The sequence below is a fragment of the Nocardioides albidus genome, assembly GCF_006335005.1.
Taxonomy (GTDB): Bacteria; Actinomycetota; Actinomycetes; order Propionibacteriales; family Nocardioidaceae; genus Nocardioides; species Nocardioides albidus.
Genome location: NZ_VDMP01000021.1, coordinates 172,715 through 194,020 on the forward strand (window position 1 = coordinate 172,715; position 21,306 = coordinate 194,020).

Below are 21,306 nucleotides of genomic sequence, written 5' to 3' on the forward strand. Positions count from 1 at the left end.
ACCGCCCGATCAACCGGTCCGGCTGTCGTCGAGGCACAGGATGTTGTCTTCGCTGTCCTTGAACCAGGCGGCGTGACCCAGGCCGGCCAACCCGGCGACGTCGCCCTCCCAGGTGACGCCCGGCATGTCGTAGTGCTCGAACGTGAGGCCGCGCGTGCGCAGCTCGTCGACCACCGGACGCACGTCGTCGACGTGGAGCTGGGCGATGGTGTGCCGGGACTTGCCCGCCTCCTGGGTCTCGTAGAGGAAGAAGTCCGTCCCACCGGTCCGGTACATCAGCCCGCCCGGGTTCTCGCCTACCGGCTCGAGGCCGAGCGTGTCGGCGTAGAAGCGGCGGGCTCGGGTCAGGTCCGCGGCCGGGATGTTCGCGGTGACCCGGCAGTCCTCCAACATGGCGGCCGCTCAGGCGCTCTGGAAGTGCGGGTGGCGGAGGTCGTGGAAGGTCGCGCCCTGCAGCGCGTACTCCAGCTCACGGCGTACGTCGGCCGGTGGCTCGACCTGCTCGCCCTGCCGTGCCGCCTCCTCGGAGGTGAACGCGACCGTCTCGATGAAGGTGCCGTCGGGCTCCACAGCCAGCGTCCCGCCGAGGATGTCCGGTCGCATCTCGTGCAGCGTCGTCGTGTCGGCGAGCATCGCCTTCAGCCGGCTGGGGTCGTCGACCCGGCCGCGGATGATCTGCACGAAGCCGGCGTCGTCGGACCCGCCGTCCAGGAAGAGGGTGACGTCGTCGCAGTCGTGGAACTCGAGCGGTCCGTCCATGAGGGCGGTGAACCGCTCCGCCCAGGCGCTCTGCTCGGCACGATCGGAGTTGGCCATCGCGGCGTCGCGCGACGCGAAGCGGACCACGGCCATCAGCTGGTCGTCGTCGGTGAACCCGTAGGTCCCGCCCAGCCAGCCGGTGGCACCGGGAGCCAGGTCGCGGCGCCACTCGTCGAGCATCGCGTCGACCTCGTCCTGCCGGGTGCAGGGGCCTTGCATCATCTGGATGAACATCTTGTCGTCTCCTCGTTCCGGTGGGTGTCCGCAGCACCGGTCGAGGCGGTTCGTCGGGCCCCGGCCGGGCCCATTCGCAACCTACGCCGACCGGGCACTCGCTGCCATCACCCGAAAGAGGCATCACCGGGTCCCAGTGCCGGGATCCGCCGGGCGCGCGGGGCGTCCGGCACCCCGGTAGGTTGGGGCCTATGAGCGAGAACGCCTCCGGGAGCGAAGAGCAGATCGTCGTCGGGCCCGACGGCCAGCCCCTCGGCACCGTGCCCGCGTCGGTCGTCCAGCAGGCCGCCGGCAGCCACGGCGAGGGCGACGACGAGGACGAGGGCGAGCGCGGCCTCACCGACCTCGTCGAGCAGCCCGCGAAGGTGATGCGGATCGGCAGCATGATCCGCCAGCTCCTCGAGGAGGTGAAGGCCGCTCCGCTCGACGAGGCGAGCCGCAGCCGCCTGGCCGCCATCCACCGCTCCTCCATCGCCGAGCTCGAGCAGGGCCTGGCCCCCGAGCTCGTCGAGGAGCTGGAGCGGCTCTCGCTGCCGTTCTCGGAGGACGCCACCCCGTCGGAGGCCGAGCTGCGCATCGCCCAGGCGCAGCTGGTCGGCTGGCTCGAGGGCCTCTTCCACGGCATCCAGACCGCGATCTACGCCCAGCAGATGGCGGCTCGGGCCCAGTTCGAGCAGATCCGGCGTGCGCTGCCCCCGGGCATGAGCCTGGGCGGGCCCGGCGGTGCGGCCGCCCACCCGCCCGAGCAGGCCGGGCAGGCTGGGCCGGGTCAGGGCACCGGCGATCAGTCGTCGGGGATGTACCTCTAGCCAGGTCTGGTCGGCGTCAGGAGCGGCGTCAGGAGCGGCGGCCGAGCCGCGAGACGAGCAGGAGGCCGAGCAGGCCGATCAGGCTGATCGCGGCGCCCGAGGCCACGACCCGGCCGATCTGCGGCGGATCGCCCAGCGGGTCCTCAGGCTGCCGGAAGCTCACCGGCTCGGGCGTCGGCCCGGGCGCCGGCGGGGGCTCGACGGAGGCGAGGAACTTCTTGAGCGTCCCCGCGAGCTTCGGGGTCAGGCCCTTCGGGAGCAGCACGGCACCCCCGCAGGCATCGGCGATGATCCCGTCGGGGCTGTCCTTGGTGAAGAAGAGGTACGACGCGCCCTGGGCCACGCCCTGCTGCGCGCCGACCGGCCAGTCGATGGTCACCGCGGCCTGCTGGCCCTTCGCGACGTCGCCCAGCCAGGCCCGCTCGACGGTGACGGAGTAGCCGACCAGGCCGGCGGCGGTCATCGGGCCCGCGGCGTCGACACGGGCGACGAACACGTCGTCGGCGGCGGCTGCCCGCTGGTCGACCGCCGCCTCGTTGGCGAGGTCGACGGGCGCACAGTCGGCGGGCAGCGCGCTCGCGGCCGAGCCCGGCAGCACGACGAGCGCCACGGGCACCGCCAGCAGGGCAGCGCGAAGCAGACGGGGGGCCTTCACGCCTCCATCCCACCAGATCCGGCGACGGGGAACCAACGGCCGATCTCCACGGCGGCCCCGTCGTCCTCGACGGAGTCGGTGACGGCGTCGGCGATCGCCTTGACCTCGTCGACCGCCTGGCCCATGGCCACGCCCCGGCCCGCCCACTGCAGCATCTCGATGTCGTTGCGGCCGTCACCGATGGCCAGCACGTCGGCGCGGTCGACGCCGAGCTGCTGGGCGACGTACTCCAGGCCGGAGGCCTTGGAGACGCCGACCGGCGCCAGGTCGAGCCACGCGGTCCAGCCGACGACGTAGTCGGTGCCCTGCAGCCCGAGGTTGGCCGCGAGCGTCACGAAGTCCTCGGCGGTGGCGTTCGGGTCGCGGATGATCACGCGGCTCACCGGCTCGGCGACCATGTCCTCGACGTCGGCGACGATCGTCGTACCCCCCAGCTCGCCGTCGGGGAACGGGCCCGAGACGCGGTAGCCGATGCCTCGCTCCTCGACCGCGACCAGTGCCTCGGGGTGCTGCTCGAGGACCGCGGCGACCGCCGGGCGGGCGTCGAAGGTGACCTCGTGGACGACCTCGGCGGGCGGGTAGCGCAGGACGACGGCGCCGTTGGCGGCGACGATCCACAGCCGCTCGCCGTGGCCGTGCAGGTCGAGCATGTCCGCGACCATGGTCATGTTGTGGGGCGCGCGGCCTGAGGAGAGGACGACGTGCGCTCCGGAGTCGAGGACCCGCTGGACCGCGTCGTGGACCGCCGGGGTGACCTCCTCGTGGCTCATCCCGAGCCCGGCGACCCAGCGGAGCAGGGTGCCGTCGATGTCGAGCGCGACGAGGCGGGGGTGCCAGTCGGGGCCGGGATCGGTCATGGGTGGAGGGGCTCCAGGACCTCGAGGCCGCCCATGAACGGCTGGAGCGCCTTCGGGACCCGGACCGAGCCGTCGGCCTGCTGGTGGGTCTCGAGGACGGCGACGATCGCGCGGGTGATCGCGGTGAGCGTGCCGTTGAGCGTCGCGATCGGCCCGGTCCGCTCGCCGAACCGGCCGCGGGTGTCGAGGCGGCGGGTCTGGAAGTCGGTGCAGTTGGAGGTCGAGGTGAGCTCGCGGTACTTGCCCTGGGTGGGGATCCACGCCTCGCAGTCGAACTTGCGGATCGCGCTGCCGCCGAGATCGCCGGCCGCGATGTCGACGACCTGGTAGGCGAGCTCGAGCTTGTCGAGGAACTCCTTCTCCCAGGCGAGCAGCCGCTGGTGCTCGGCCTCGGCGTCCTCGAGCGTGGTGTAGACGAACATCTCGACCTTGTCGAACCAGTGGACCCGGATGATCCCCTTGGTGTCCTTGCCGTGCGAGCCGGCCTCCTTGCGGAAGCAGGGGCTGAAGCTCGCATAGCGACGGGGCAGGCTGTCGGCGTCCAGGATCTCCTTGGAGTGGTACGCCGCCATCGGCACCTCCGAGGTGCCGACCAGGTAGAGGTCCTCGCCCTCGATCCGGTAGATGTCCTCGCCGCCGCCCTGGTCGAGGTAGCCGGTGCCCTCCATCGCCTCGGTGCGCACCAGCGACGGCGCGATCACCTGCGTGAAGCCTGCGTTGCGGGCCTGCTCCATCGCGAGGTTGACCAGCGCGAGCTCGAGCTGCGCGCCGACCCCGGTGAGGAAGTAGAAGCGGCTGCCGCTGACCTTGGCGCCGCGCTCGAGGTCGATGGCGCCGAGCATCCGGCCGAGCTCGATGTGGTCGCGCGGCTCGAAGCCCTCCGCGGCGAAGTCGCGCGGGGTGCCGACCGTCTCGAGGACGACGAAGTCGTCCTCACCCCCGGTGGGGGTCTCGTCGGCGACCACGTTGGGGATGGCCTTGAGGGCGGTGGTCCAGGCGTCGTCGGCGTCGGCCTGCGCGGTCTCGAGCCGCTTGACCTCCGCCGCGAGCTCCTTGACCTGGGCGAGCAGGGCCTGCTTCTCCTCGCCCTTGGCCTGCGCGACCTGCTTGCCGAAGGTCTTCTGCGCGGCCCGCTTCTCCTCGAAGGCGGCGATCGCCGTACGACGCGCGGCGTCGGCCTCGAGCGCCGCGTCGACCACGGCGGGGGACGCCCCGCGCTTGGTCTGCGAGGCACGGACGCGGTCGGGCTCGTCGCGGAGGAGGCGCGGGTCGATCATGGCGCTCAGGCTATCGGTCCGCCGCGGTGGGCGCGGTGCGAGGCTGGCCGCATGTAACTCGGTGTTACGGCATCCACCACGGCGTAACGGCAACTACCACGGTGTCCTGACCGGTCAGGACACCGTGGTAGTGCACCGAACACCGAGTTACATGCGTGCTCAGTACGGCGAGATGGGCTCCGGCGCGGGGAAGAGCAGGTCCAGCTCGGCGAGGTCGTCGGGGGTGGGGACCCACTGGTCGGCGGCGGCGTTGGCGGCGACCTGCTCGGGGGAGGTGGCGCCGGCGATCACGGACGCGACGGGGGACTGGGCGAGCAGCCAGCCGATGGCGACGGTCACCTCGGAGACGCCGCGGGCGCGGGCGAACTCGGAGTAGGCCCGCAGGGTGGGGGACACGGCGTCCTCGAGGAGGTGCTGGCGGGTGTGCGCGAGGCGCGACCCGGCGGGCGCGGCGCCGGAGGCGTACTTGCCGGTCAGCAGGCCGTTGGCGAGCGGGAAGTACGGCAGCACGCCGAGGTCGAACGCCCGGGCGGCGGGCAGCACCTCGAGCTCGGCGAGCCGGTCGGTGAGGTTGTAGTGGTTCTGCGCGGACACGAACCGCTCGACGCCCAGCTCGCGCGCGACGTACTCGGCCTGCGCGATCTGCCAGCCGGCCCGGTTGGAGTGGCCGAGATAGCGCACCTTGCCTTCGCGGATCAGGTCGTCGAGGGCCGACATCGTCTCCTCGATCGGGGTGCGCGGGTCGGGGGTGTGGAACTGGTAGAGGTCGATCCAGTCGGTGCCGAGGCGGCGCAGCGACTGCTCGACGGCGGTGCGGACATAGCGGCGCGAGCCGCGGGCGTCGAAGTCGGGGCCGTTGTAGCCGCGCATGTCCATGCCGAACTTGGTGGCCACGACGACCTCGGAGCGGCGGGCGCCGAGCGCCTTGCCGAGTCGCTCCTCGGCCAGGCCGGGCGTGGCGCCGTACGTGTCCGCGACGTCGAGGAAGGTGATCCCCGCCTCGAGGGCGGCGCCGACGACGCGGTCGGCGCCCTCCTGGGACTCCGTGGCGGTGCCCGGGCGACCGAGGTTGTTGCAGCCCAGGCCGACCCGGGAGACGACGAGGCCCGAGCGGCCGAGTGTGACGGACGACGGTGACACCGATGGTGTCACGGAAGCGGGGGACGTCATGGCTCGACGCTATCGTCTGGGGGTGCTCGACCGACCCCGCCGGACCCCGCTGCTGGCCTCGTTGATCCTGCTCGCCCTGTTCGCGGCCGTGGCCAGCGCCGTCGCCGCCGACTGGGCATGGGTGATGGAACTCGACGGCAACGGCGGGTCCGCCCGCGCCTGGGCCGGCGACCAGGCCTGGCTGGGCGACCCCCTGCGCGGGATCGAGATCGCCTTCGGGACCGCCTGGATGACCGCGATCACGGCGGTGCTGTCCGTGGCGCTGTTCGCGAAGGGTCACCGGCGGGCCGCGATCCTGACGGCCGCCGTGATGGGCGTGACCGCGCTCGCGACGTACGGCACCAAGGTGCTCGTCGGCCGCGGCCGGCCGGTGTGGCAGGACCCGGAGTACTTCCTGCACTCCAACGCCTTCCCCTCCGGGCACACCTCGTCCGTCGCGGCGCTCGCCGGGCTGGTGATCCTGCTGGCGGTGATGCTGGTACGACGCTCCGGGATCCGCCGCGCGATCTCCTCCCTCGCGGTGCTGATGTGGCTGGTCGTGGCCGCGGACCGGGTGCTGCTGGGACGCCACTACCCCAGCGACGTCGTCGGTGGCACCCTCCTCGGCGCCGGCCTGCTGCTCCTCGGCGTGGCCCTCTACAACCCGCTCCCCCGCAGCCATGCGCTCAAGGCCGAGCCGCTGCCCGAGGCGTACCCGTCCGCGCGCCGACTGGCCGTCGTCCTGAACCCGATCAAGGTCGAGTCGGTCGAGCAGTTCCAGGCGATGGTGACCCAGATGGCGCTGGACTCGGGCTGGAACGCGCCCCGCTGGCATCTCACCACCGTCGAGGACTCCGGCACCGGCCAGGCCGAGCAGGCCGCCGTCGACGGCGCCGACCTGGTCATCGTGTGTGGCGGCGACGGCACCGTGCGCGAGGTGTGCGCCGAGCTCGCCGGCACCGGCATCCCGGTCGGCGTCGTACCGGCCGGCACCGGCAACCTCCTCGCCCGCAACCTGGAGATCCCGCTCTTCATCCGCGCCGCCATCGACATCGCCCTCACCGGGCAGGACCGGGCCATCGACATGGTCGAGGTCGACGGCGACGGCCTGGAGCCCACCCATTTCATGGTGATGGCCGGCATGGGCTTCGACGCCGCGATCATGGAGGGCGTCAACGAGGACCTGAAGAAGAAGGTCGGCTGGCTCGCCTACGTCCTCTCCGGGCTCAAGGGCCTGATGTTCCCGGCGATGAAGCTGGAGATATCGGTCGACGACCTGCCGTTCACCAAGCACCGGGCGCGGACCTGCGTGATCGGCAACGTCGGCAGCCTGCAGGGCGGCATGAACCTGCTCCCCGACGCGGCCATCGACGACGGCCAGCTCGACGTGGTGCTCCTCTACCCGCGGCGCTTCCTCAGCTGGATCCCGCTCGTGCTGCGCGTGGTGACCCGGCGCGAGCGCAACGCCGGCGAGTCGGTCGCGCGGATGACCGGCCGCAAGGTCGTCGTACGCGCGTCCGGCGAGGTGCCGCGCCAGCTCGACGGCGACACCATCGGGCTCGGCTCGGAGCTGCGGATGGAGTGCATCCACGGGCGGGTGCTGGTGCGGGTGCCGCGCAACTAGGCCCCTGCCGGTCGGCCCGGGACGTCATGCGGACGGTGGCCTCCAACCCACGGTTCGTATGACGCAAACCGCGGAGCGGGGGTGCGGACCAGGTCGAAGGTCAGCTGCGGGCGAGGCGGGCGTGGGCTACGGCCTCCGCCTCCTCGGGCGACAGCTCCTGCTCGCCGCTCCACCCGGCGACCGACTTGGCGTAGGTACGGGCCTCGTTGCGGCCGCGGATCGAGGTGAGGACGACCCCGTCGCCGGCGTCGTCGAGCAGGGCGAGGGACCAGGACAGCCGGCCCCCCATCTCGTCGAAGGCGTCGTACCGGACCACCGCCAGGTGACGGAGCGCGCCGACGACCTCGGCGCGCAGCGCGGCCACCTCGCGGCGGAGTCCGGCGGCGTCCGCCGGCAGGTCCTCGGAGCCGGCGCCCGACGCCGCCCGGGCGTTGCGGATCCCGACCACGAGGGAGGCGACGGCGACGGCCAGGGCGAGGAGGGCGAGTACGACGGCCATGGGGGCGAACGTAGTCAACGAGACGGCCGCCGGTGCGCCCACGCGCCGCCACTACCCTGAGCGACATGGCCCGCATCGCGTACCAGGGGGAACCCGGCGCCAACTCGCACATCGTGTGCAAGCAGCACTATCCCGACGCCGAGGCGGTCGCCTGCGCCTCCTTCGAGGACGTCTTCGCGGCCGTCGCCAGCGGCGACTGCGATCTCGCGCTGATCCCGATCGACAACTCGATCGCCGGCCGGGTGGCCGACATCCACCACTTCCTGCCCGAGTCGGGCCTGCACATCGTCGCCGAGCACTTCCTGCGCATCCAGTTCCACCTGATGGTGATCCCGGGCGCGGACGTCGACACGATCCGCACGGTGCACAGCCACGTGCACGCGCTGGGCCAGTGCCGCAAGGTCATCCGCGAGCTCGGGCTGACGCCGATCATCTCCGGCGACACCGCCGGCGCCGCCCGCGAGATCGCCGAGGCCGGCGATCCCACCCAGGCCGCGATCGCGCCGCCCCTGGCGGCGGAGATCTACGGCCTGGAGATCCTCCGGGAGGACGTCGAGGACGAGGACCACAACACGACCCGCTTCGTCGTCCTCTCCCCCGACCTCGTGGAGGCGGCCCAGGGCAACGGGCCGGTCGTGACCAGCTTCGTGTTCAACGTGCGCAACCTCCCGGCCGCGCTCTACAAGGCGCTCGGCGGCTTCGCCACGAACGGCATCAACATGACCAAGCTGGAGAGCTACATGGTCGGCGGCGAGTTCACCGCCACCCAGTTCCTCGCCGAGGTCGACGGCCACCCCGACGACCCCGGCCTCAAGCGGGCGCTGGAGGAGCTCACCTTCTTCACCACCGACATCAAGGTGCTCGGGGTCTATCCCGCGGACCCGTTCCGCGGCTGAGCTCGCCCTGCCCCAGCCGGGGCCAGGCCGATCCGGGCCGGGGGCTGATCCGGGCCGGGCTGATCCGGCGCCCGGCGCGCCCGCCAGCATCGACCCGCGCCACAGCGACCGGGATAACCGATGTGTCCGGAACACGTTGTGACAGGTGTCCCCCACACCGGCACGGGTGCCACTAGGGTCGGCGGTGTCGGGGCGGGGAGGGACAAGGCGAGCCGGGCGGCCTGCGCCGGGCACAGCGAAAGGGTCAGCATGGCAACGTTCTTCGAGCACTTCTCGCCTCAGGAGATCGCGCGGATCAGCGCGACCGGCCGGCGGGTGAAGCTCCCCGAGGGCTGGTCGCCGATCTGGGCGGACACCCCGGCCGACAAGGCGTACATCATCCTCTCCGGCACCGCGTCCGTACGACGCGACGGCGCCGAGATCGCCCAGCTCGGCCCGGGCGACATCGTCGGCGAGGCCGCGATCGTCGGGCAGAAGCTGCGCAACGCCACGATCGTCGCGCTCACGCCCCTCGACACGATCCACCTCACCGACGAGACGCTCCGCGAGCTCGACGCCGAGTGGCCCGCGTTCCACGACGCGCTCGTCGAGGTCGCCCAGGCGCGCCTCCGCGACGCCTGACCGGGACGGGACCCCGTGAGCGCGACCGACCCCGCCGGTGACGGCGGGGTCGTCGGCGCGCTCGAGGAGCACCTCCTCGGCGAGGCGCCCTGGCTCACCCAGCAGCAGGTGGCCGAGCGGGCGGGGGTCTCCCTGGAGACCGCCAACGAGCTGTGGCACCTGCTCGGCTTCGCCCACGTCGCCGACGACGAGGCGGCGTTCACCAGCGCGGACGTCCGCGCCCTCGAGCTCACCGACGACCTGATCCGGCTGGGGATCCTCAGCCACGAGCGGCAGGACGGGCTCGTCCGCACCTGGGGTCGCAGCTTCGCCCGCCTCGCCGACTGGCAGGTCGCCCTGCTCGCCTCGGTCGCGGCCGAGATCGGCGCCGACCCGGGCGAGGGCATGCTCGCGATCTCCGACGAGGCCCTGCCGCGGGTCGAGGAGCTGCAGACCTACGTGTGGCGCCGCCACCTGCTCAGCGCGGGCTCGCGCCTGCTGGCCGAGCAGGCGACCGGCCCGTCGTCGATGCTGGCGGTCTGCTTCGTCGACATCGTCGGCTACACCTCCCGCTCACGCACGCTCACCGATCGCGAGCTGGTCTCCTGGCTGGAGTCGTTCGAGACCACGGTCCTTGGCCTGACCGTGGACCGCGGCGGACGGATCATCAAGAACATCGGCGACGAGCTCCTCATCGTCGCCGACACCCCCGAGGCGATGGCCGACATCGCCCTCGAGCTGACCCGCCGCGGCGCCGACCCGGACGACCCGTTCCCGGCGGTGCGCGCGGGCATCGCGTACGGCGAGGTGGTGACCCGGCTCGGCGACGTCTTCGGCCCCGTCGTCAACATCGCCGCGCGGCTCACCTCGGTGGCCCGGCCCAACGCCGTGCTGGTCGATCTCGGCGCCTACGAGGCGCTGACCGGGCGCGACCACCAGGACGACGACACCGACGAGGACGCCCCCGACCAGACCGGCGGCTACCGACTGCGTCGGCTGCGCCGGATCTCGGTGAAGGGCTATTCGCGGCTCAAGGTCTGGTCGCTGCAGCCCGCCTGACCCTCGAGGTCAGCGGATGGTGACCTGCCGGTTGGCCAGTCCGTTGCGCGCCGAGCGCTGCTCGGTGGTCAGGTCGCTGGTGTCGGCGAGCGCCGCGTCGAGCGTGGTCTTGAACGCCGCGGCGGCGTCCTCGAGCGGCTCGGGGCCGGTGCCGACCGGCAGGTCCCACACGGGGGTGAGCAGGCCGTGGGCGCGGAACATGCCGACGAACCGGGCGTCCGGGACGATCACGTCGTCGCCCGACACGTGCAGGCGCGCGAGCGCGGCGAGGAGGGCGTCCTCGGGCTCGGGCATCACCCAGCGCAGGTGCTCCTTGGCGCCCATCCGGGTCCAGTACGCCGCGTCGACGCCGGCGAGCCGAGCGGTCGGCGCCGCCGCGCCCTCGGCCTGCTCCAGCGCCTGGGCGAGCTCGGAGTCGGCGTCCATGTCGGCCACCCAGTAGTCGAAGCCCTCGTGCACCTCGACCGCGAGCTCGCCGTCGGCGACGAGGTCCTGCAGGCGCGGCCCGGGCCCGGGAGGAGCGGTCAGGCCGACCATGCCGGCACCGGCCTCCGCCGCGAGCGCCTCGAGCAGCACGGCACCGAGGTCGCGGGCGGGGTCGCCGAAGTTGTGCTGCACCTGCAGCCCGAGCCAGATCTCACCGCTGTCGCGCACGAGGGCGGGCGCGGCCATCGGCAGCAGCGTGCAGAGCTTGACCACGCGGTCGGCGTACTCGCCCCGCAGCGGCAGCGGCGCCGTGGCGGCCGGGACCAGCTCGCGCAGGGCCACGACGTCGCACTCGGAGGGCAGTCCCTCGAAGGGCCGCTTGACGAAGACCTGGCCGCCGCCGGGCGCGCCGTGGCAGGCCTTGTAGCGCTTGCCGGAGCCGCAGGGGCAGGGCTGCCGGGGGCCGACCTCGCCGGGCTGGTTCTCCCGGTCGGCAGCGTTGGCCGAGGTCTTGGTGCGGTTCTTCTTCGCCATGCGCGGAAACCTACTGGGCGGGACCGAGCCGCTGCTCCAGCAGGTCGAGCATCAGCCGCGGACGGTCGCTGATCACCGCCGCGACGCCGAGGTCGAGGCAGCGGTCGAGGTCCTTCTCCTTGTTGACCGTCCACACGTGCACGTCACGCCCGGAGCGGGCGATGGACTCGGCGACCCGCGGGTGCTCGCGCAGCATCTTGATGCCGGGGCCGACGATCCACTCGCGCCCGATCACCCGCTTCAGCATCGGCCACGCGGGCGGCTTGTCGAGGAGCTGGACCAGACGTACCTCGGGGGCGAGTCGCTCGACACGCTGCAACGCGGTGAAGGAGAAGCTCATCACCCGGACCGGCGCGCCGGCCTGGTCCCAGCCGAAGTCGCGGAGCATGTCGACGAGCCGCTTCTCCACGAGGCCGCCGTACCGGGTGGGGTGCTTGGTCTCGATGGCGACCTCGACCCGGCGGTCGTAGTCGGCGACCGTCTCGAGGAGCTTGCGCAGGGTCAGTACGCCGCGCAGGTTCTCGTCCTCGTCGGGCGCCTCGTCGTCGAGGTCGGCCCACGGGTTCTTCCACGCGGCGAAGTCGAGCTCGGAGAGATCGGCGAGCTCCATGGTCGACACGATGCCCCTGGTCGCGGCGGTACGCCGCAGGTCGCGGTCGTGCACGCAGACCAGGTGACCGTCGGCGGTGAGCCGGACGTCGCACTCCAGTCCCCCGGCGCCGGTGTCGAGCGCCTCGAGGTAGGCGCCCAGGGTGTGCTCGGCGAGCTCGTGACTGGCGCCCCGATGGGCGACCACCTGGGGTCGTACGGTGGGCACGACCTGATTGTCGCAGGTCCGACGCGCTCGACCCCGCATGTCGACCCTCAGGGTCGTCTCCGGGTGCGACCGGGGTCGTTCCCCGATGTGCGGGACGCGTCGAGCGGGCACGGTTGAGCCATGACCAACTACGACAGCTACCCCGGTCCCCACCAGCCCGCCGCGCCCCGCCGCCTGACCCGCCGCGAGGACGACAAGGTGATCGCCGGCGTGTGCTCCGGCATCGCCGCGCACGTCGGCATGGACGCCACCGTCGTGCGCCTCCTGATGGTCGCGGCGATCGTCTTCACCGGCGGCGCCGCCCTCCTGCTCTACCTCGCCGGCTGGTGGCTCATGCCGCGCGGCTGACACCCTGGGCCGGTGCCCGCGCCCGATCTCGTCGCCCGGCTCCGTGCCGCCGGCTGCGTGTTCGCCGAGGAGGAGGCCGAGGTGCTGCGGTCCGCGGCCGCCTCGGCCGAGGAGCTCGAGGAGATGACGTTGCGCCGGATCGCCGGCGAGCCCCTCGAGTACGTCGTCGGCCGGGTCGAGTTCGACGGCGGCCCGGTCGCCCTGGAGCCGGGCGTCTTCGTCCCGCGCCAGCGCACGGCGTACCTCGTCGAGCTGGCCGCGCCACGGCTGGCGGCCGGCGACCTCGTCCTCGACCTGTGCTGCGGCAGTGGCGCTCTCGGGCTCGCCCTGGCCCGCCGGGTCCCCGGCCTCGTCGTGCACGCCAGCGACGTGGACCCGGTGGCGGTCGTCTGCGCGGCGCGCAACCTGGCCGCGGTCGGCGGATCCGCGGCCGTCGGCGACCTGGACTCCGCCGTACCGGGGACCCTGCGCGGCACCGTCGCCGTGATCGTCGCCAACGTCCCCTACGTCCCGACCGCCGCGGTGGCGCTGATGCCGCCCGAGTCCCGCGACCACGAGCCGCGCGGCACGGTCGACGGCGGCCCGGACGGGCTCGACCTGCTCCGTCGGGTGGCCGCGCTCGCCCCGGCCTGGCTGCGTCCCGGCGGGGCGCTGCTCTCCGAGATCTCCCTCGACCAGGCTCCGCTCGCGACCAGGGCCTTCGAGGCGGCCGGGCTGATGGCCGAGGTGCACCACGACGACGAGCGGGAGGCGACGGTGATCAGCGGCGTCGTGGGCTGAGTCGACATGATCGGGGACGATCACGACCAGCCGGTGACAGCGATCACCCCCGATCAGCACAGGCGGGGCACATCCTCGGCGTACCGCGCCAGCCTCGCCGCTGGAGCAGGAGACCGAGCTTGGCCGCGGTCGAGCATGGCCGTCCGACAACCTGGCCGTAGCCGAGGCGGACGGTGTCGGCGAGCCCGACGGCGGCGTCCAGGTCACGCTCGAGATCGCGGTCCCGAGCCCCCGCCGACTCGTGGAACAGGTGCCCGTCGAGCTCAACGTGCTGAACCCAGGGCGGGCGATGCCCGCGGTAGACGACGTCACGGTAGATCCGCCGACCGTCGGCGCCGCGATCGGGCGATTGACGATCGCCCCGAGGCAGGCCATGGGGCCGTTCGACCTTTGTCAGGTAGGCGTGCTCGAGGACCGAGCAGGTGCCCTCGGCCACGTCCGCGAGAACGCCGGACAGCCAGGTCCTGCGCCGGAGTCGCGGAGTCTCGGCCAGCCGAGCCTGCAGCCGGGTCGCCGTCGTCCGACGGCTTCCGCACGCGTCGGCGAGGATGGCGACCGCCTGGAGCTCGTCGCCGGTCCGGTCGGCCAGCGCGATGATCGCGTCGTCGTACCGCAGGCGAGGCGGAGTGAGTCCCGTGTGCGCGATCTCGGCGAACCGACGCGATCGCCGGACCGTCACGCCGTCGACCCTGACCGGTGTGCTGGCGTGCGGCACCACCACCTCGATCGGCCCACGTCCGTCGAACCCATGCCGTCCCGGCCCCTCGTGTGCACGGATCGCCGACCAGCCGTCGAGCGCGGCCGGCTGGTGGAACAGCACTGCCGCCCAGGCGCGCTGCCGCCACGTCAGGGGACCGGTGTGGACGACGTAGACACCCGGGTGCACAGCCACCCACTCCCGTCGTCGCAGTCGACGGCGGATCGCTGCCTCCGCCAAGCCCGCCGCCAACAGTTGGCGGCGGGAGATCACCCCGTCCTGGAGTACGAGAAGAGCATCGACCTCGTCCATGCGTGACCCCGTCCCCGACCAGGCACTGGCCCACACCCTGGGTCCGCGGGCCTGTGGACGGGAGCGTGGAGGTGGCGTACGCCGGGCGACAGGGGACGATCACGACCAGCCGGCGGCAGCGATCGCCCCCGATCACCCGAGCCGGAGCTCGGTCCCCTCCCAGCGCCGCCGCAGCCACCGGTCGTGCGAGGCCACGACGACGGTGCCGGGGCTGGCGCCGATGGCCTCCTCCAGCTCGGTGACGAGCGCGAGGGAGAGGTGGTTGGTGGGCTCGTCGAGGAGCAGCAGGTCGGGCTCGGTCGCCACGGCGATCGCCAGGGCGAGCCGTCGCCGCTGGCCGACGGACAGCAGGACGACGGGCTTGGCGTGCTCGCGCGGGTGGAGCAGGCCGAGGCTGCGCAGTGGGCGGCGTACGGCGAGATCGGGGCCGACCGCCGCCTCGTAGGTCGCCTGCGCGGTGGCGGTGAGGTCGGGCAGGAGCGGGTCCTGGGTCAGCTCGGCGACCCGCTGCGCCCCGACCTGGACGAGTCCGCTGGTCGGGCCGATCCGGCCGGAGAGGACGCCGAGCAGGGTCGACTTGCCGGTGCCGTTCGCGCCGGCCACCAGCAGGTGCTCGCCGCTGTCGACGTCGAGGACCGGCAGCCGCAGTCGTCCCTCGACGTCGAGGTCGCGCACGGTCACCAGCAGGCCGCTGCTCGGGGCGCCTGTCGTCAGGCCGGTGGAGAGACGCAGCGGAGCAGGCGGCTTGCGGACCTGGCTGCGCTCGGCCTCCTCGAGCCGGCGCTCGGCGTCGCGCTTGCGACGGGCGAGCGCGCGGTCGACGTTCTGGCCCTTGAAGGCGTGGATGAACTTGTCGTTGTCGCGAGGTCCCCGGCCGGGCGCGACGGCGCTCCTGTCGATCCGGGCGGCGTCGCGCAGCCGCTCCAGCTCCTCCTGCTGGGCGGCGAAGGTCTCCTCCCAGCGGCGTCGCGCGGCGGCCCGCGCCTCGGCGTACGCCGTCCACCCGCCGCCGTACCTGCGCCCGCCGCGCCCGTCGGTGCCCATCCCGACCGGGTCGAGGTCGACCAGGTCGGTGCAGACCTCGTCGAGGAGCACCCGGTCGTGGCTGGTGAGGACGACGACGCCCGGCAGGTCCCGCAGGAAGGCGACGAGGAGCGCGACCGCCTCGTCGTCGAGGTGGTTGGTCGGCTCGTCGAGCAGCAGGCACTGCGGGCGGCGGGTCATCAGGGTGGCCAGCGCCAGCCGGGTGCGCTGGCCGCCGGACAGGCTGCCCACGCGCCGGTCCGGCGCGAGATGGTCGAGTCCGAGCTGCTCGGCGGCGAGCAGGGCGCGGCGGTCGGCGTCCCAGGCGTCGTGCGCGAGAGCGAGGTCGAGCGCGGCGGCGTACTCCTCGGCGACCGCGGGATCGTCGAGACCGTCGGCCAGCGTCTCCACCTTCGCCACCGCCTCGCGCAGCGGGCGCAGCGCGGTGGCGAGCACGTCGGCGATCGTGTCGCCGTCGGCGAACGGCGGCTCCTGGGTGAGGAACGCCAGGTCGGCGGGCCGCTCGATCGTGCCGGAGACCTGGGCGATGTCGGGCAGGTCGCCGGCGACCGCGCGCAGCAGGGTCGACTTGCCCGCGCCGTTCTCGCCGATCAGGCCGATCCGGCGCCCGGGCTGGGCGAGCAGGTCGATCCCGTCGAGGACGGTACGACGACCGAACACGACGGTGAGGTCGCGGACCGTCAGGGGACGGAGCGGGGCGAGCGAGTGGGTGGAGGGCGCTGACATGGCTGATCCGATCGGTGACGGGTTCGGACTCGCCGGGCACAGGTCGGTGACGGCCGCGGGCACGAGTCGGGTCAGGCGTGAATCAGCATGATGGGACCAGCCTACGAGCCGGCCGGTCGTGGGCGCGAACGATTTTGCGGGCGGCTCAGATCCCGTCGAGGATCCGGGCCCGCGCCTCGTCGTACTCCTCCCGGCTGACGAGGTCCTGCCTGAGCAGGTCGTCGAGCTCGGCGAGGCGCTCGGCCGGGGACCGGGTCTCGGCCGGGGCCGACGTGGCGGCGAGGTGCCGGGCGGGGCGGGCGGACTCCCAGTCGATCTCCCACTCGCGGGTCTCGGGATCGACGAGCACCGGGAGCTCGCCTCCGTAGAGGAGCGGCATCCGGACGTCCGGGACCACGGTGCGGCTCTCGACCTCGAACGGAGCGAGGTCGTCGCCGTGGATGCGCAGGCGCAGCTTGAGCAGCGGCTGGTCGTTGACCCGCACGTTGGTCTGGTCGAAGGAGAGCACCTCGCCCCGCGCGGGACGGCCGTCGGCGCGCAGTCGGTGGAGCTTGTGCTGCGCGCGATAGCGGCCGAGGCCGATCAGGACGCCGATCACCAGGTCGAGCAGGGTGATGCCGATGCCGGTCGGCAGCAGCCAGCCGGTCTCCGGTCCGCTGGCGACCAGGCCCATGACGAGGAAGATCGGGCCGACGACACCCGCGACGAGCAGGAACAGGACCGGTGGCAGCAGGCAGCGCGCCAGGGACGGCGGTCGGGGCTGGCTCATCGAGGTCCGCTACGCGGGGCCCTCGCCGGCGTCGACGTGCTGGGCGAGGTACTGCTGGGCGCCGATCCGGCTGATCGCGTCGAGCTGGCTCTCGAACCAGTCGGCGTGCTTCTCCTCGTCGCGCACCATCTCCTCGAAGACGGCGGCGGTGCCGTGGTCACCGAGGTCGTGGCACTCCTGGGCCGCGGCGTTGAACTGGGCGACGGCGGTCCGCTCGCTGGCCAGCGCCAGGTCGAGCATCTCCTCGGCGCTCTCGCCGACCTGGATGGCGCCGAGGCGCTGGACGTTGGGGTGACCGTCGAACATCAGGATCCGGTTGATGAGGTCGTCGGCGTCCCGCATCTCGTCGATGGAGAGGTCGTAGAACACCTTCCCGAGCTTCGGCAGCCCCCAGTTGTCGAGCATCCGGGCGTGCAGGAAGTAGGTGTTGGTGACGGTGAGCTCGAACGTGAGGGCCTCGTTGAGGAGCTCGACGACACGGGGATCGATGGGCTGCACGGCGTACCTCCGGGATTGGGGACCTGTCGCCGATGCTGGCACAGGCCGGTCCGGGTGTGTCCAGACTCAACTCCGGATCGGCTCCCGATCAACCGGCGATCAGCTGGCGATCAGCTGGCGGCACCGTCGGCCCGCAGGTGCGCGCACTCGCGCTCGTGGTGCTGCTGGACCAGGGCCTTGACGGAGAAGATGCAGGTCCCGCACTCCTGGGCGGCGCCCGTCGAGCGACACACGGCTCCGACCGTGCGCGCGCCGTCGGCCAGGGCGGCATCGACCTGACGGTCGGTGACGACGCGGCACTGGCAGACGATCATGAGCCAAGGTTAGCCGAACCTAACCCTGCGCGCGAAGGTAGCGCCCGAAATGCGGGACGGTGAACGCGATCCGCCCCCGCTCGCCGGAGTAGATCAGGCCCTTCTTGAGCAGGGAGTCCCGGGCCGGCGAGAGCGACTGCGGCCGCTTGCCGAGGACGGCGGCGACATCGGCCGTCGCCACCGAGCCGACCGGGTCCTCCCCGCCCTCGTCGGCGGACGCCGCATCGGCCATCGCGCGCAGGTAGTCGCGCTCGGCGGGCGTGGCGCGCTCGTAGCGCGAGCCGAAGAAGCCGACCGCCAGCTCGACCTCCGCCTCCGGGCCGGCGACGGCCACGTCGTCGGCGGTGATCGGCGTACGGGGGGCCAGGTCCCAGACCGAGCGGCCGTAGGCCTGGATGAAGTACGGGTAGCCGCGGGTGGCGTCGTACATCGCGGCGAGGGCGTCGGGCGTGAACTGCGCGTCCTCCTCGGCCGCCGGCGCGACGAGCGCGCGGTCGGCGGCGTCACGCGAGAGCCGGTCGATGCGCTGGTAGGAGAAGAGCCGCTCGGAGTAGGACTTGCTCGCCGAGAGGACGGCCGGCAGGTGGGGCAGTCCGGCGCCGACGACGATCACCGGGAGGCCGTTCTGGCTCAGCTCGTGGCAGGCCGCGCACAGGGCGGAGATGTCGTCGGGGCCGAGGTCCTGCATCTCGTCGATGAACACCCCGACACCGCGGCCGACGTCGGCGGCGAGCCCTCCCACGTCGGTGAGCAGCTCGACGAGGTCGATCTCGACGTCGCCGGAGTCGGCGCGCCCGCGGACGACGGGAGCGTCGATGCCCGGCGACCACTTGTCGCGGAGCTTGGCGTCGGTGCCGGCCTCGCGCTGCGCGAAGGACCGGATCACGCCGAGCACGTGCGCGGTCTCCGCAGGCTCGGGATGGCCCAGCTCGCGCACCGCCTGGTGGAGCGCGGAGGACAGCGGCCGGCGCAGCGACTGGTCGGGGCGCGCCTCGAGCTTGCCGGTCCCCCAGCCCTTGCGGACCGCCGCCGAGCGCAGCGCGTTGAGCAGGACCGTCTTGCCGACCCCGCGCAGCCCCGTGAGCACCAAGGAGCGCTCCGGGCGGCCGCGCGCCACCCGCTCGAGCACGATGTCGAAGGCCGCCAGCTGCTCGTCGCGGCCGGCCAGCTCCGGCGGTCGCTGCCCGGCGCCCGGGGCGTACGGGTTGCGGATCGGGTCCATGATCCGACGCTATCGAGGTGTCTAGCGAGATCCCTAGATTCAGCTAGCGTGTCGGATCGAGTGCTCAGGCTCCCGTCGCCGGCAGGGCACCGGAGGCAGGGGTGGCGGTGGCGGGGGTGGCGGTGGCCGGGGCGACCTGGCCGTCCGGTACGACGACCGCGTCGATCACCGGCTGAACCTCGCCCACCCCCAGCACGGCGGGGACGAACGGCACCGGGGCCGGCGACCCGGGCGGGGGTACGACGGTCGGCGGGTCCACGCCCTCGTCGATCGGCAGCACGCAGGCCGGCGTGGCCGGGCGGCCCGGGACCACGATGTAGTCCTCCACCCAGGCGGGCGTCTCGACGACCTCGTGGGCGACCTCGACGAGCACCTCGACCGACGACCCCGGGACCTGCGTCCAGCCGTCGCCGGCGGGAGGGAGCGACGAGGTGGCGCCGGACGTCTCCAGGCCCGGGGATCCGGCACGGGTGCGGCCGGTGGCCACGAAGCCGGCGCCGGGCGTCGTCCCGTCGGCCAGCCAGGCCAGCTCGTACTCCGCGGCGGAGATCTCGGAGGTGGCGCTCTCGACCCAGCCGCTGCCGGCGGGCGACTCGCCGGCCGGCAGGTCCTGCTCCTCCGTGGCGGACGAGGCCACGCGGGTGCGGCCGGTCGGCGCCGAGCCGGCCGGGGGCGTCGTACCGTCGACGACCCAGGCGGTCTCGACGTGCGACTGCTCGGGCTGGGCGGGGACGGCGGCGCGGTCGACGACCCACACCTCCTCGGTCTCGGCGGGGGTCACCTCGCTGACGCGGGTGCGCCCGGTGGCGGTCCACCCGTTGCCGTTGTCGGCGCCGTTCCAGCCCGCGCGCTCCCAGCGGGTGTTGCCGTTGTGCTGTTGGGCGTACTCCACCTCGACGACCGTGACGGCCGGCGTGACGACCCGGGTCTCGGTGTGGCCCTCCTCGGGGGAGGCGGGCCGGGCCGGGGTGTCGACGACGGTGCGGGCGTACTCCCGCTCCGTGACCTCGACGGTGCGCGACCAATGGACGAGGACGACGGCCGCCACGCTCTCGCGGGCGTACTCCCGCTCGAGGGTCGCGGTCGCGCGCTGCCAGAGCCACTCGGTGCGAGTGGTCGCCTCGACCGTTCGGGTCACGGCGGGGTGCACGATGGTGCCCCACTGAGCCGGGACCTCGGGCTGTCCGCACCCGTTGGCGCCGCCGGCGCCGCCGGCGCCGCCGGCGTCGAGGGGTGTGCCGGGGGTGGCGGCCGCGGGCGGGAGGAGTCCCGATCCGGCGCCGAGAACCGCCACGAGGGCGAGCGAACCCAAGGTGAGATGCCTGTCGAGCATGAGGGAGATCCCTTCGGAGGGGTGGTGGAGGGCTCCCGAGCGGCGCCGATGACCCGACCAACGCGAGTCCCGGAGCCGGGTGATGGACCGGCGGCGGAATCAGGACGAAGTCCCGGTTCGCCCGGTTGCGTCGGCGTGAGGTCCTAGGAGGTTCCGCCGATAGGCTGAGTGCGTGCCCGAGCTGCCCGAGGTGGAAGCCCTGGCCCTCGACCTCCGGGGCCGGCTGGAGGGTCGCGCCGTCACCCGCGTCCACATCGCGGCGTTCAGCGCCCTCAAGACCTACGATCCGCCGCTGTCGGCGGTCGAGGGGACCCTGGTGGACGACGTACGACGCCACGGGAAGTTCCTCGACATCGAGGCCAGCGGTCTCCACCTGGTCCTCCACCTGGCCCGGGCGGGCTGGGTGCGCTGGAAGGACGAGGTCCCCGCGCTGCCGCCCCGGCCGAGCACGAAGTCGACCCTGGCGGTCCGGGTGGTGCTCGACGAGCGCGACGGCCTGACCCCGGGACTCGACATCACCGAGGCCGGCACCAAGAAGTCGCTCGCCCTCTACCTGGTGCGCGACCCGCTCGACGTCCCGGGCATCGCCAGCCTCGGCCCCGATCCCCTGACCGACGACTTCACGGCCGAGCGGCTCGCGACGATCCTCACCGACGCCGGGCGCAAGCAGCTCAAGGGCGTGCTGCGCCACCAGGGCACCATCGCCGGGATCGGCAACGCCTACTCCGACGAGATCCTGCATGCCGCGCGGATGTCGCCGTTCAAGCCCGCCGACAGCCTCACCGACGAGGACCTGGCCACGCTGTACGCCGCCATCCGCGACACCCTCGGCGACGCGGTCGAGCGCTCACGCGGGCTCGCGGCGAGCGAGCTCAAGGCCGAGAAGAAGTCGCACCTCGCGGTGCACGGCCAGACGGGCAAGCCGTGCCCCGTGTGCGGCGACGTCGTGCGCGAGGTGTCCTTCGCGGACTCCAGCCTGCAGTACTGCCCGACCTGTCAGACCGGCGGCAAGCCCCTCGCCGACCGCCGGTTGAGCAAGCTGCTGAAGTAGTCCCCAGCAGCTCGCCC

The 21,306-nt window shown here is 73.1% G+C and carries 24 protein-coding genes; 8 read left to right on the forward strand and 16 right to left on the reverse strand.

What is annotated here, in order from left to right:
* Positions 1-9 precede the first annotated feature (9 nt).
* Both FHP29_RS08520 and FHP29_RS08525 read right to left on the reverse strand, forming a co-directional pair.
* Positions 10-393: a VOC family protein gene (locus FHP29_RS08520; RefSeq protein WP_139622437.1), complete on the reverse strand. Its 384-nt coding sequence runs from the start codon at positions 391-393 to the stop codon at positions 10-12.
* A gap of 9 nt (positions 394-402) precedes the next feature.
* Positions 403-993: a hypothetical protein gene (locus tag FHP29_RS08525; RefSeq protein ID WP_139622438.1), complete on the reverse strand. Its 591-nt coding sequence runs from the start codon at positions 991-993 to the stop codon at positions 403-405.
* Positions 994-1,184: 191 nt separating this feature from the next.
* Between FHP29_RS08525 and FHP29_RS08530 the strand changes: the two genes are divergently transcribed.
* Positions 1,185-1,802 carry a bacterial proteasome activator family protein gene (locus tag FHP29_RS08530; RefSeq protein WP_139622439.1) on the forward strand — a complete coding sequence of 206 codons (618 nt, stop codon included), beginning with the start codon at positions 1,185-1,187 and terminating at the stop codon, positions 1,800-1,802.
* 28 nt (positions 1,803-1,830) lie between these two features.
* Here the strand turns inward: FHP29_RS08530 and FHP29_RS08535 are convergent, their stop codons facing one another.
* The 4 genes from FHP29_RS08535 to FHP29_RS08550 form a co-directional block, all read right to left on the reverse strand.
* A complete protein-coding gene (locus FHP29_RS08535; protein ID WP_139622440.1) occupies positions 1,831-2,457 on the reverse strand; it encodes a hypothetical protein in 627 nt (208 codons plus the stop codon).
* A complete protein-coding gene (locus FHP29_RS08540; RefSeq protein WP_139622441.1) occupies positions 2,454-3,314 on the reverse strand; it encodes an HAD family hydrolase in 861 nt (286 codons plus the stop codon). The genes FHP29_RS08535 and FHP29_RS08540 overlap by 4 nt, the downstream gene beginning before the upstream one ends.
* Positions 3,311-4,591 carry a serine--tRNA ligase gene (serS, locus tag FHP29_RS08545; RefSeq protein ID WP_139622442.1) on the reverse strand — a complete coding sequence of 427 codons (1,281 nt, stop codon included), beginning with the start codon at positions 4,589-4,591 and terminating at the stop codon, positions 3,311-3,313. Before serS ends, FHP29_RS08540 begins: the two co-directional genes overlap by 4 nt.
* A gap of 159 nt (positions 4,592-4,750) precedes the next feature.
* Entirely contained in the window at positions 4,751-5,761 is a 1,011-nt protein-coding gene (locus tag FHP29_RS08550; RefSeq protein WP_139622443.1) for an aldo/keto reductase, read from the reverse strand.
* 22 nt (positions 5,762-5,783) lie between these two features.
* Between FHP29_RS08550 and FHP29_RS08555 the strand changes: the two genes are divergently transcribed.
* Positions 5,784-7,364: a bifunctional phosphatase PAP2/diacylglycerol kinase family protein gene (locus FHP29_RS08555; protein WP_240044396.1), complete on the forward strand. Its 1,581-nt coding sequence runs from the start codon at positions 5,784-5,786 to the stop codon at positions 7,362-7,364.
* A gap of 100 nt (positions 7,365-7,464) precedes the next feature.
* On the opposite strand, the gene FHP29_RS08560 is transcribed toward FHP29_RS08555, so the two are convergent.
* Positions 7,465-7,863 carry a DUF4446 family protein gene (locus tag FHP29_RS08560; protein WP_139622445.1) on the reverse strand — a complete coding sequence of 133 codons (399 nt, stop codon included), beginning with the start codon at positions 7,861-7,863 and terminating at the stop codon, positions 7,465-7,467.
* A gap of 65 nt (positions 7,864-7,928) precedes the next feature.
* On the opposite strand from FHP29_RS08560, the gene FHP29_RS08565 reads away from it, so the two are divergent.
* The 3 genes from FHP29_RS08565 to FHP29_RS08575 all read left to right on the forward strand — a co-directional run bounded on the left by FHP29_RS08565 (position 7,929) and on the right by FHP29_RS08575 (position 10,418).
* A complete protein-coding gene (locus FHP29_RS08565) occupies positions 7,929-8,759 on the forward strand; it encodes a prephenate dehydratase (protein ID WP_192903991.1) in 831 nt (276 codons plus the stop codon).
* 249 nt (positions 8,760-9,008) lie between these two features.
* Positions 9,009-9,380: a Crp/Fnr family transcriptional regulator gene (locus tag FHP29_RS08570; RefSeq protein WP_139622446.1), complete on the forward strand. Its 372-nt coding sequence runs from the start codon at positions 9,009-9,011 to the stop codon at positions 9,378-9,380.
* A 15-nt stretch (positions 9,381-9,395) separates the two neighbouring features.
* Entirely contained in the window at positions 9,396-10,418 is a 1,023-nt protein-coding gene (locus FHP29_RS08575; protein ID WP_139622447.1) for an adenylate/guanylate cyclase domain-containing protein, read from the forward strand.
* A gap of 9 nt (positions 10,419-10,427) precedes the next feature.
* Here the strand turns inward: FHP29_RS08575 and FHP29_RS08580 are convergent, their stop codons facing one another.
* Positions 10,428-11,378 (reverse strand): DUF5926 family protein, encoded by a 951-nt coding sequence (locus FHP29_RS08580; RefSeq protein WP_139622448.1) that lies wholly within the window; start codon positions 11,376-11,378, stop codon positions 10,428-10,430.
* Between the two features lie 10 nt (positions 11,379-11,388).
* Positions 11,389-12,195, reverse strand: a complete 807-nt coding sequence (locus tag FHP29_RS08585) for a glycerophosphodiester phosphodiesterase family protein (RefSeq protein WP_240044397.1) — start codon at positions 12,193-12,195, stop codon at positions 11,389-11,391.
* Positions 12,196-12,315: 120 nt separating this feature from the next.
* Between FHP29_RS08585 and FHP29_RS08590 the strand changes: the two genes are divergently transcribed.
* Both FHP29_RS08590 and FHP29_RS08595 read left to right on the forward strand, forming a co-directional pair.
* Positions 12,316-12,543: a PspC domain-containing protein gene (locus FHP29_RS08590; RefSeq protein ID WP_139622450.1), complete on the forward strand. Its 228-nt coding sequence runs from the start codon at positions 12,316-12,318 to the stop codon at positions 12,541-12,543.
* Positions 12,544-12,555: 12 nt separating this feature from the next.
* Entirely contained in the window at positions 12,556-13,323 is a 768-nt protein-coding gene (locus FHP29_RS08595) for a putative protein N(5)-glutamine methyltransferase (protein WP_139622451.1), read from the forward strand.
* A 43-nt stretch (positions 13,324-13,366) separates the two neighbouring features.
* On the opposite strand, the gene FHP29_RS08600 is transcribed toward FHP29_RS08595, so the two are convergent.
* The 7 genes from FHP29_RS08600 to FHP29_RS08630 form a co-directional block, all read right to left on the reverse strand.
* The gene (locus FHP29_RS08600) at positions 13,367-14,332 is read right to left on the reverse strand and encodes a type IV toxin-antitoxin system AbiEi family antitoxin domain-containing protein (protein WP_139622452.1); all 966 of its coding nucleotides are present in this window, start codon (positions 14,330-14,332) and stop codon (positions 13,367-13,369) included.
* A gap of 132 nt (positions 14,333-14,464) precedes the next feature.
* Positions 14,465-16,102: an ABC-F family ATP-binding cassette domain-containing protein gene (locus FHP29_RS08605; RefSeq protein WP_139622453.1), complete on the reverse strand. Its 1,638-nt coding sequence runs from the start codon at positions 16,100-16,102 to the stop codon at positions 14,465-14,467.
* Between the two features lie 145 nt (positions 16,103-16,247).
* Positions 16,248-16,871, reverse strand: coding sequence for an SHOCT domain-containing protein (locus FHP29_RS08610; protein ID WP_139622454.1), 624 nt, complete (start codon positions 16,869-16,871; stop codon positions 16,248-16,250).
* Positions 16,872-16,880: 9 nt separating this feature from the next.
* A complete protein-coding gene (bfr, locus tag FHP29_RS08615) occupies positions 16,881-17,369 on the reverse strand; it encodes a bacterioferritin (RefSeq protein ID WP_139622455.1) in 489 nt (162 codons plus the stop codon).
* Between the two features lie 110 nt (positions 17,370-17,479).
* Positions 17,480-17,683, reverse strand: a complete 204-nt coding sequence (locus tag FHP29_RS08620; protein ID WP_139622456.1) for a (2Fe-2S)-binding protein — start codon at positions 17,681-17,683, stop codon at positions 17,480-17,482.
* Positions 17,684-17,702: 19 nt separating this feature from the next.
* On the reverse strand, positions 17,703-18,905 hold the full coding sequence (locus FHP29_RS08625) for an ATP-binding protein (protein ID WP_139622457.1): 1,203 nt from the start codon (positions 18,903-18,905) through the stop codon (positions 17,703-17,705).
* 64 nt (positions 18,906-18,969) lie between these two features.
* Positions 18,970-20,238, reverse strand: a complete 1,269-nt coding sequence (locus FHP29_RS08630) for a hypothetical protein (protein WP_139622458.1) — start codon at positions 20,236-20,238, stop codon at positions 18,970-18,972.
* Between the two features lie 172 nt (positions 20,239-20,410).
* On the opposite strand from FHP29_RS08630, the gene FHP29_RS08635 reads away from it, so the two are divergent.
* Positions 20,411-21,289, forward strand: coding sequence for an Fpg/Nei family DNA glycosylase (locus tag FHP29_RS08635; protein ID WP_139622459.1), 879 nt, complete (start codon positions 20,411-20,413; stop codon positions 21,287-21,289).
* Positions 21,290-21,306 lie beyond the last annotated feature (17 nt).

Coding starts and splice junctions, on each gene's coding strand:
- FHP29_RS08520 (WP_139622437.1), bottom strand. CDS start 393: ATGTTGGAGGACTGCCGGGTCACCGCGAACATCCCGGCCGCGGACCTG.
- FHP29_RS08525 (WP_139622438.1), bottom strand. CDS start 993: ATGTTCATCCAGATGATGCAAGGCCCCTGCACCCGGCAGGACGAGGTC.
- FHP29_RS08530 (WP_139622439.1), top strand. CDS start 1,185: ATGAGCGAGAACGCCTCCGGGAGCGAAGAGCAGATCGTCGTCGGGCCC.
- FHP29_RS08540 (WP_139622441.1), bottom strand. CDS start 3,314: ATGACCGATCCCGGCCCCGACTGGCACCCCCGCCTCGTCGCGCTCGAC.
- serS (WP_139622442.1), bottom strand. CDS start 4,591: ATGATCGACCCGCGCCTCCTCCGCGACGAGCCCGACCGCGTCCGTGCC.
- FHP29_RS08550 (WP_139622443.1), bottom strand. CDS start 5,761: ATGACGTCCCCCGCTTCCGTGACACCATCGGTGTCACCGTCGTCCGTC.
- FHP29_RS08560 (WP_139622445.1), bottom strand. CDS start 7,863: ATGGCCGTCGTACTCGCCCTCCTCGCCCTGGCCGTCGCCGTCGCCTCC.
- FHP29_RS08565 (WP_192903991.1), top strand. CDS start 7,929: ATGGCCCGCATCGCGTACCAGGGGGAACCCGGCGCCAACTCGCACATC.
- FHP29_RS08570 (WP_139622446.1), top strand. CDS start 9,009: ATGGCAACGTTCTTCGAGCACTTCTCGCCTCAGGAGATCGCGCGGATC.
- FHP29_RS08580 (WP_139622448.1), bottom strand. CDS start 11,378: ATGGCGAAGAAGAACCGCACCAAGACCTCGGCCAACGCTGCCGACCGG.
- FHP29_RS08590 (WP_139622450.1), top strand. CDS start 12,316: ATGACCAACTACGACAGCTACCCCGGTCCCCACCAGCCCGCCGCGCCC.
- FHP29_RS08600 (WP_139622452.1), bottom strand. CDS start 14,332: ATGGACGAGGTCGATGCTCTTCTCGTACTCCAGGACGGGGTGATCTCC.
- FHP29_RS08605 (WP_139622453.1), bottom strand. CDS start 16,102: ATGTCAGCGCCCTCCACCCACTCGCTCGCCCCGCTCCGTCCCCTGACG.
- FHP29_RS08610 (WP_139622454.1), bottom strand. CDS start 16,871: ATGAGCCAGCCCCGACCGCCGTCCCTGGCGCGCTGCCTGCTGCCACCG.
- FHP29_RS08620 (WP_139622456.1), bottom strand. CDS start 17,683: ATGATCGTCTGCCAGTGCCGCGTCGTCACCGACCGTCAGGTCGATGCC.
- FHP29_RS08625 (WP_139622457.1), bottom strand. CDS start 18,905: ATGGACCCGATCCGCAACCCGTACGCCCCGGGCGCCGGGCAGCGACCG.
- FHP29_RS08630 (WP_139622458.1), bottom strand. CDS start 20,238: ATGCTCGACAGGCATCTCACCTTGGGTTCGCTCGCCCTCGTGGCGGTT.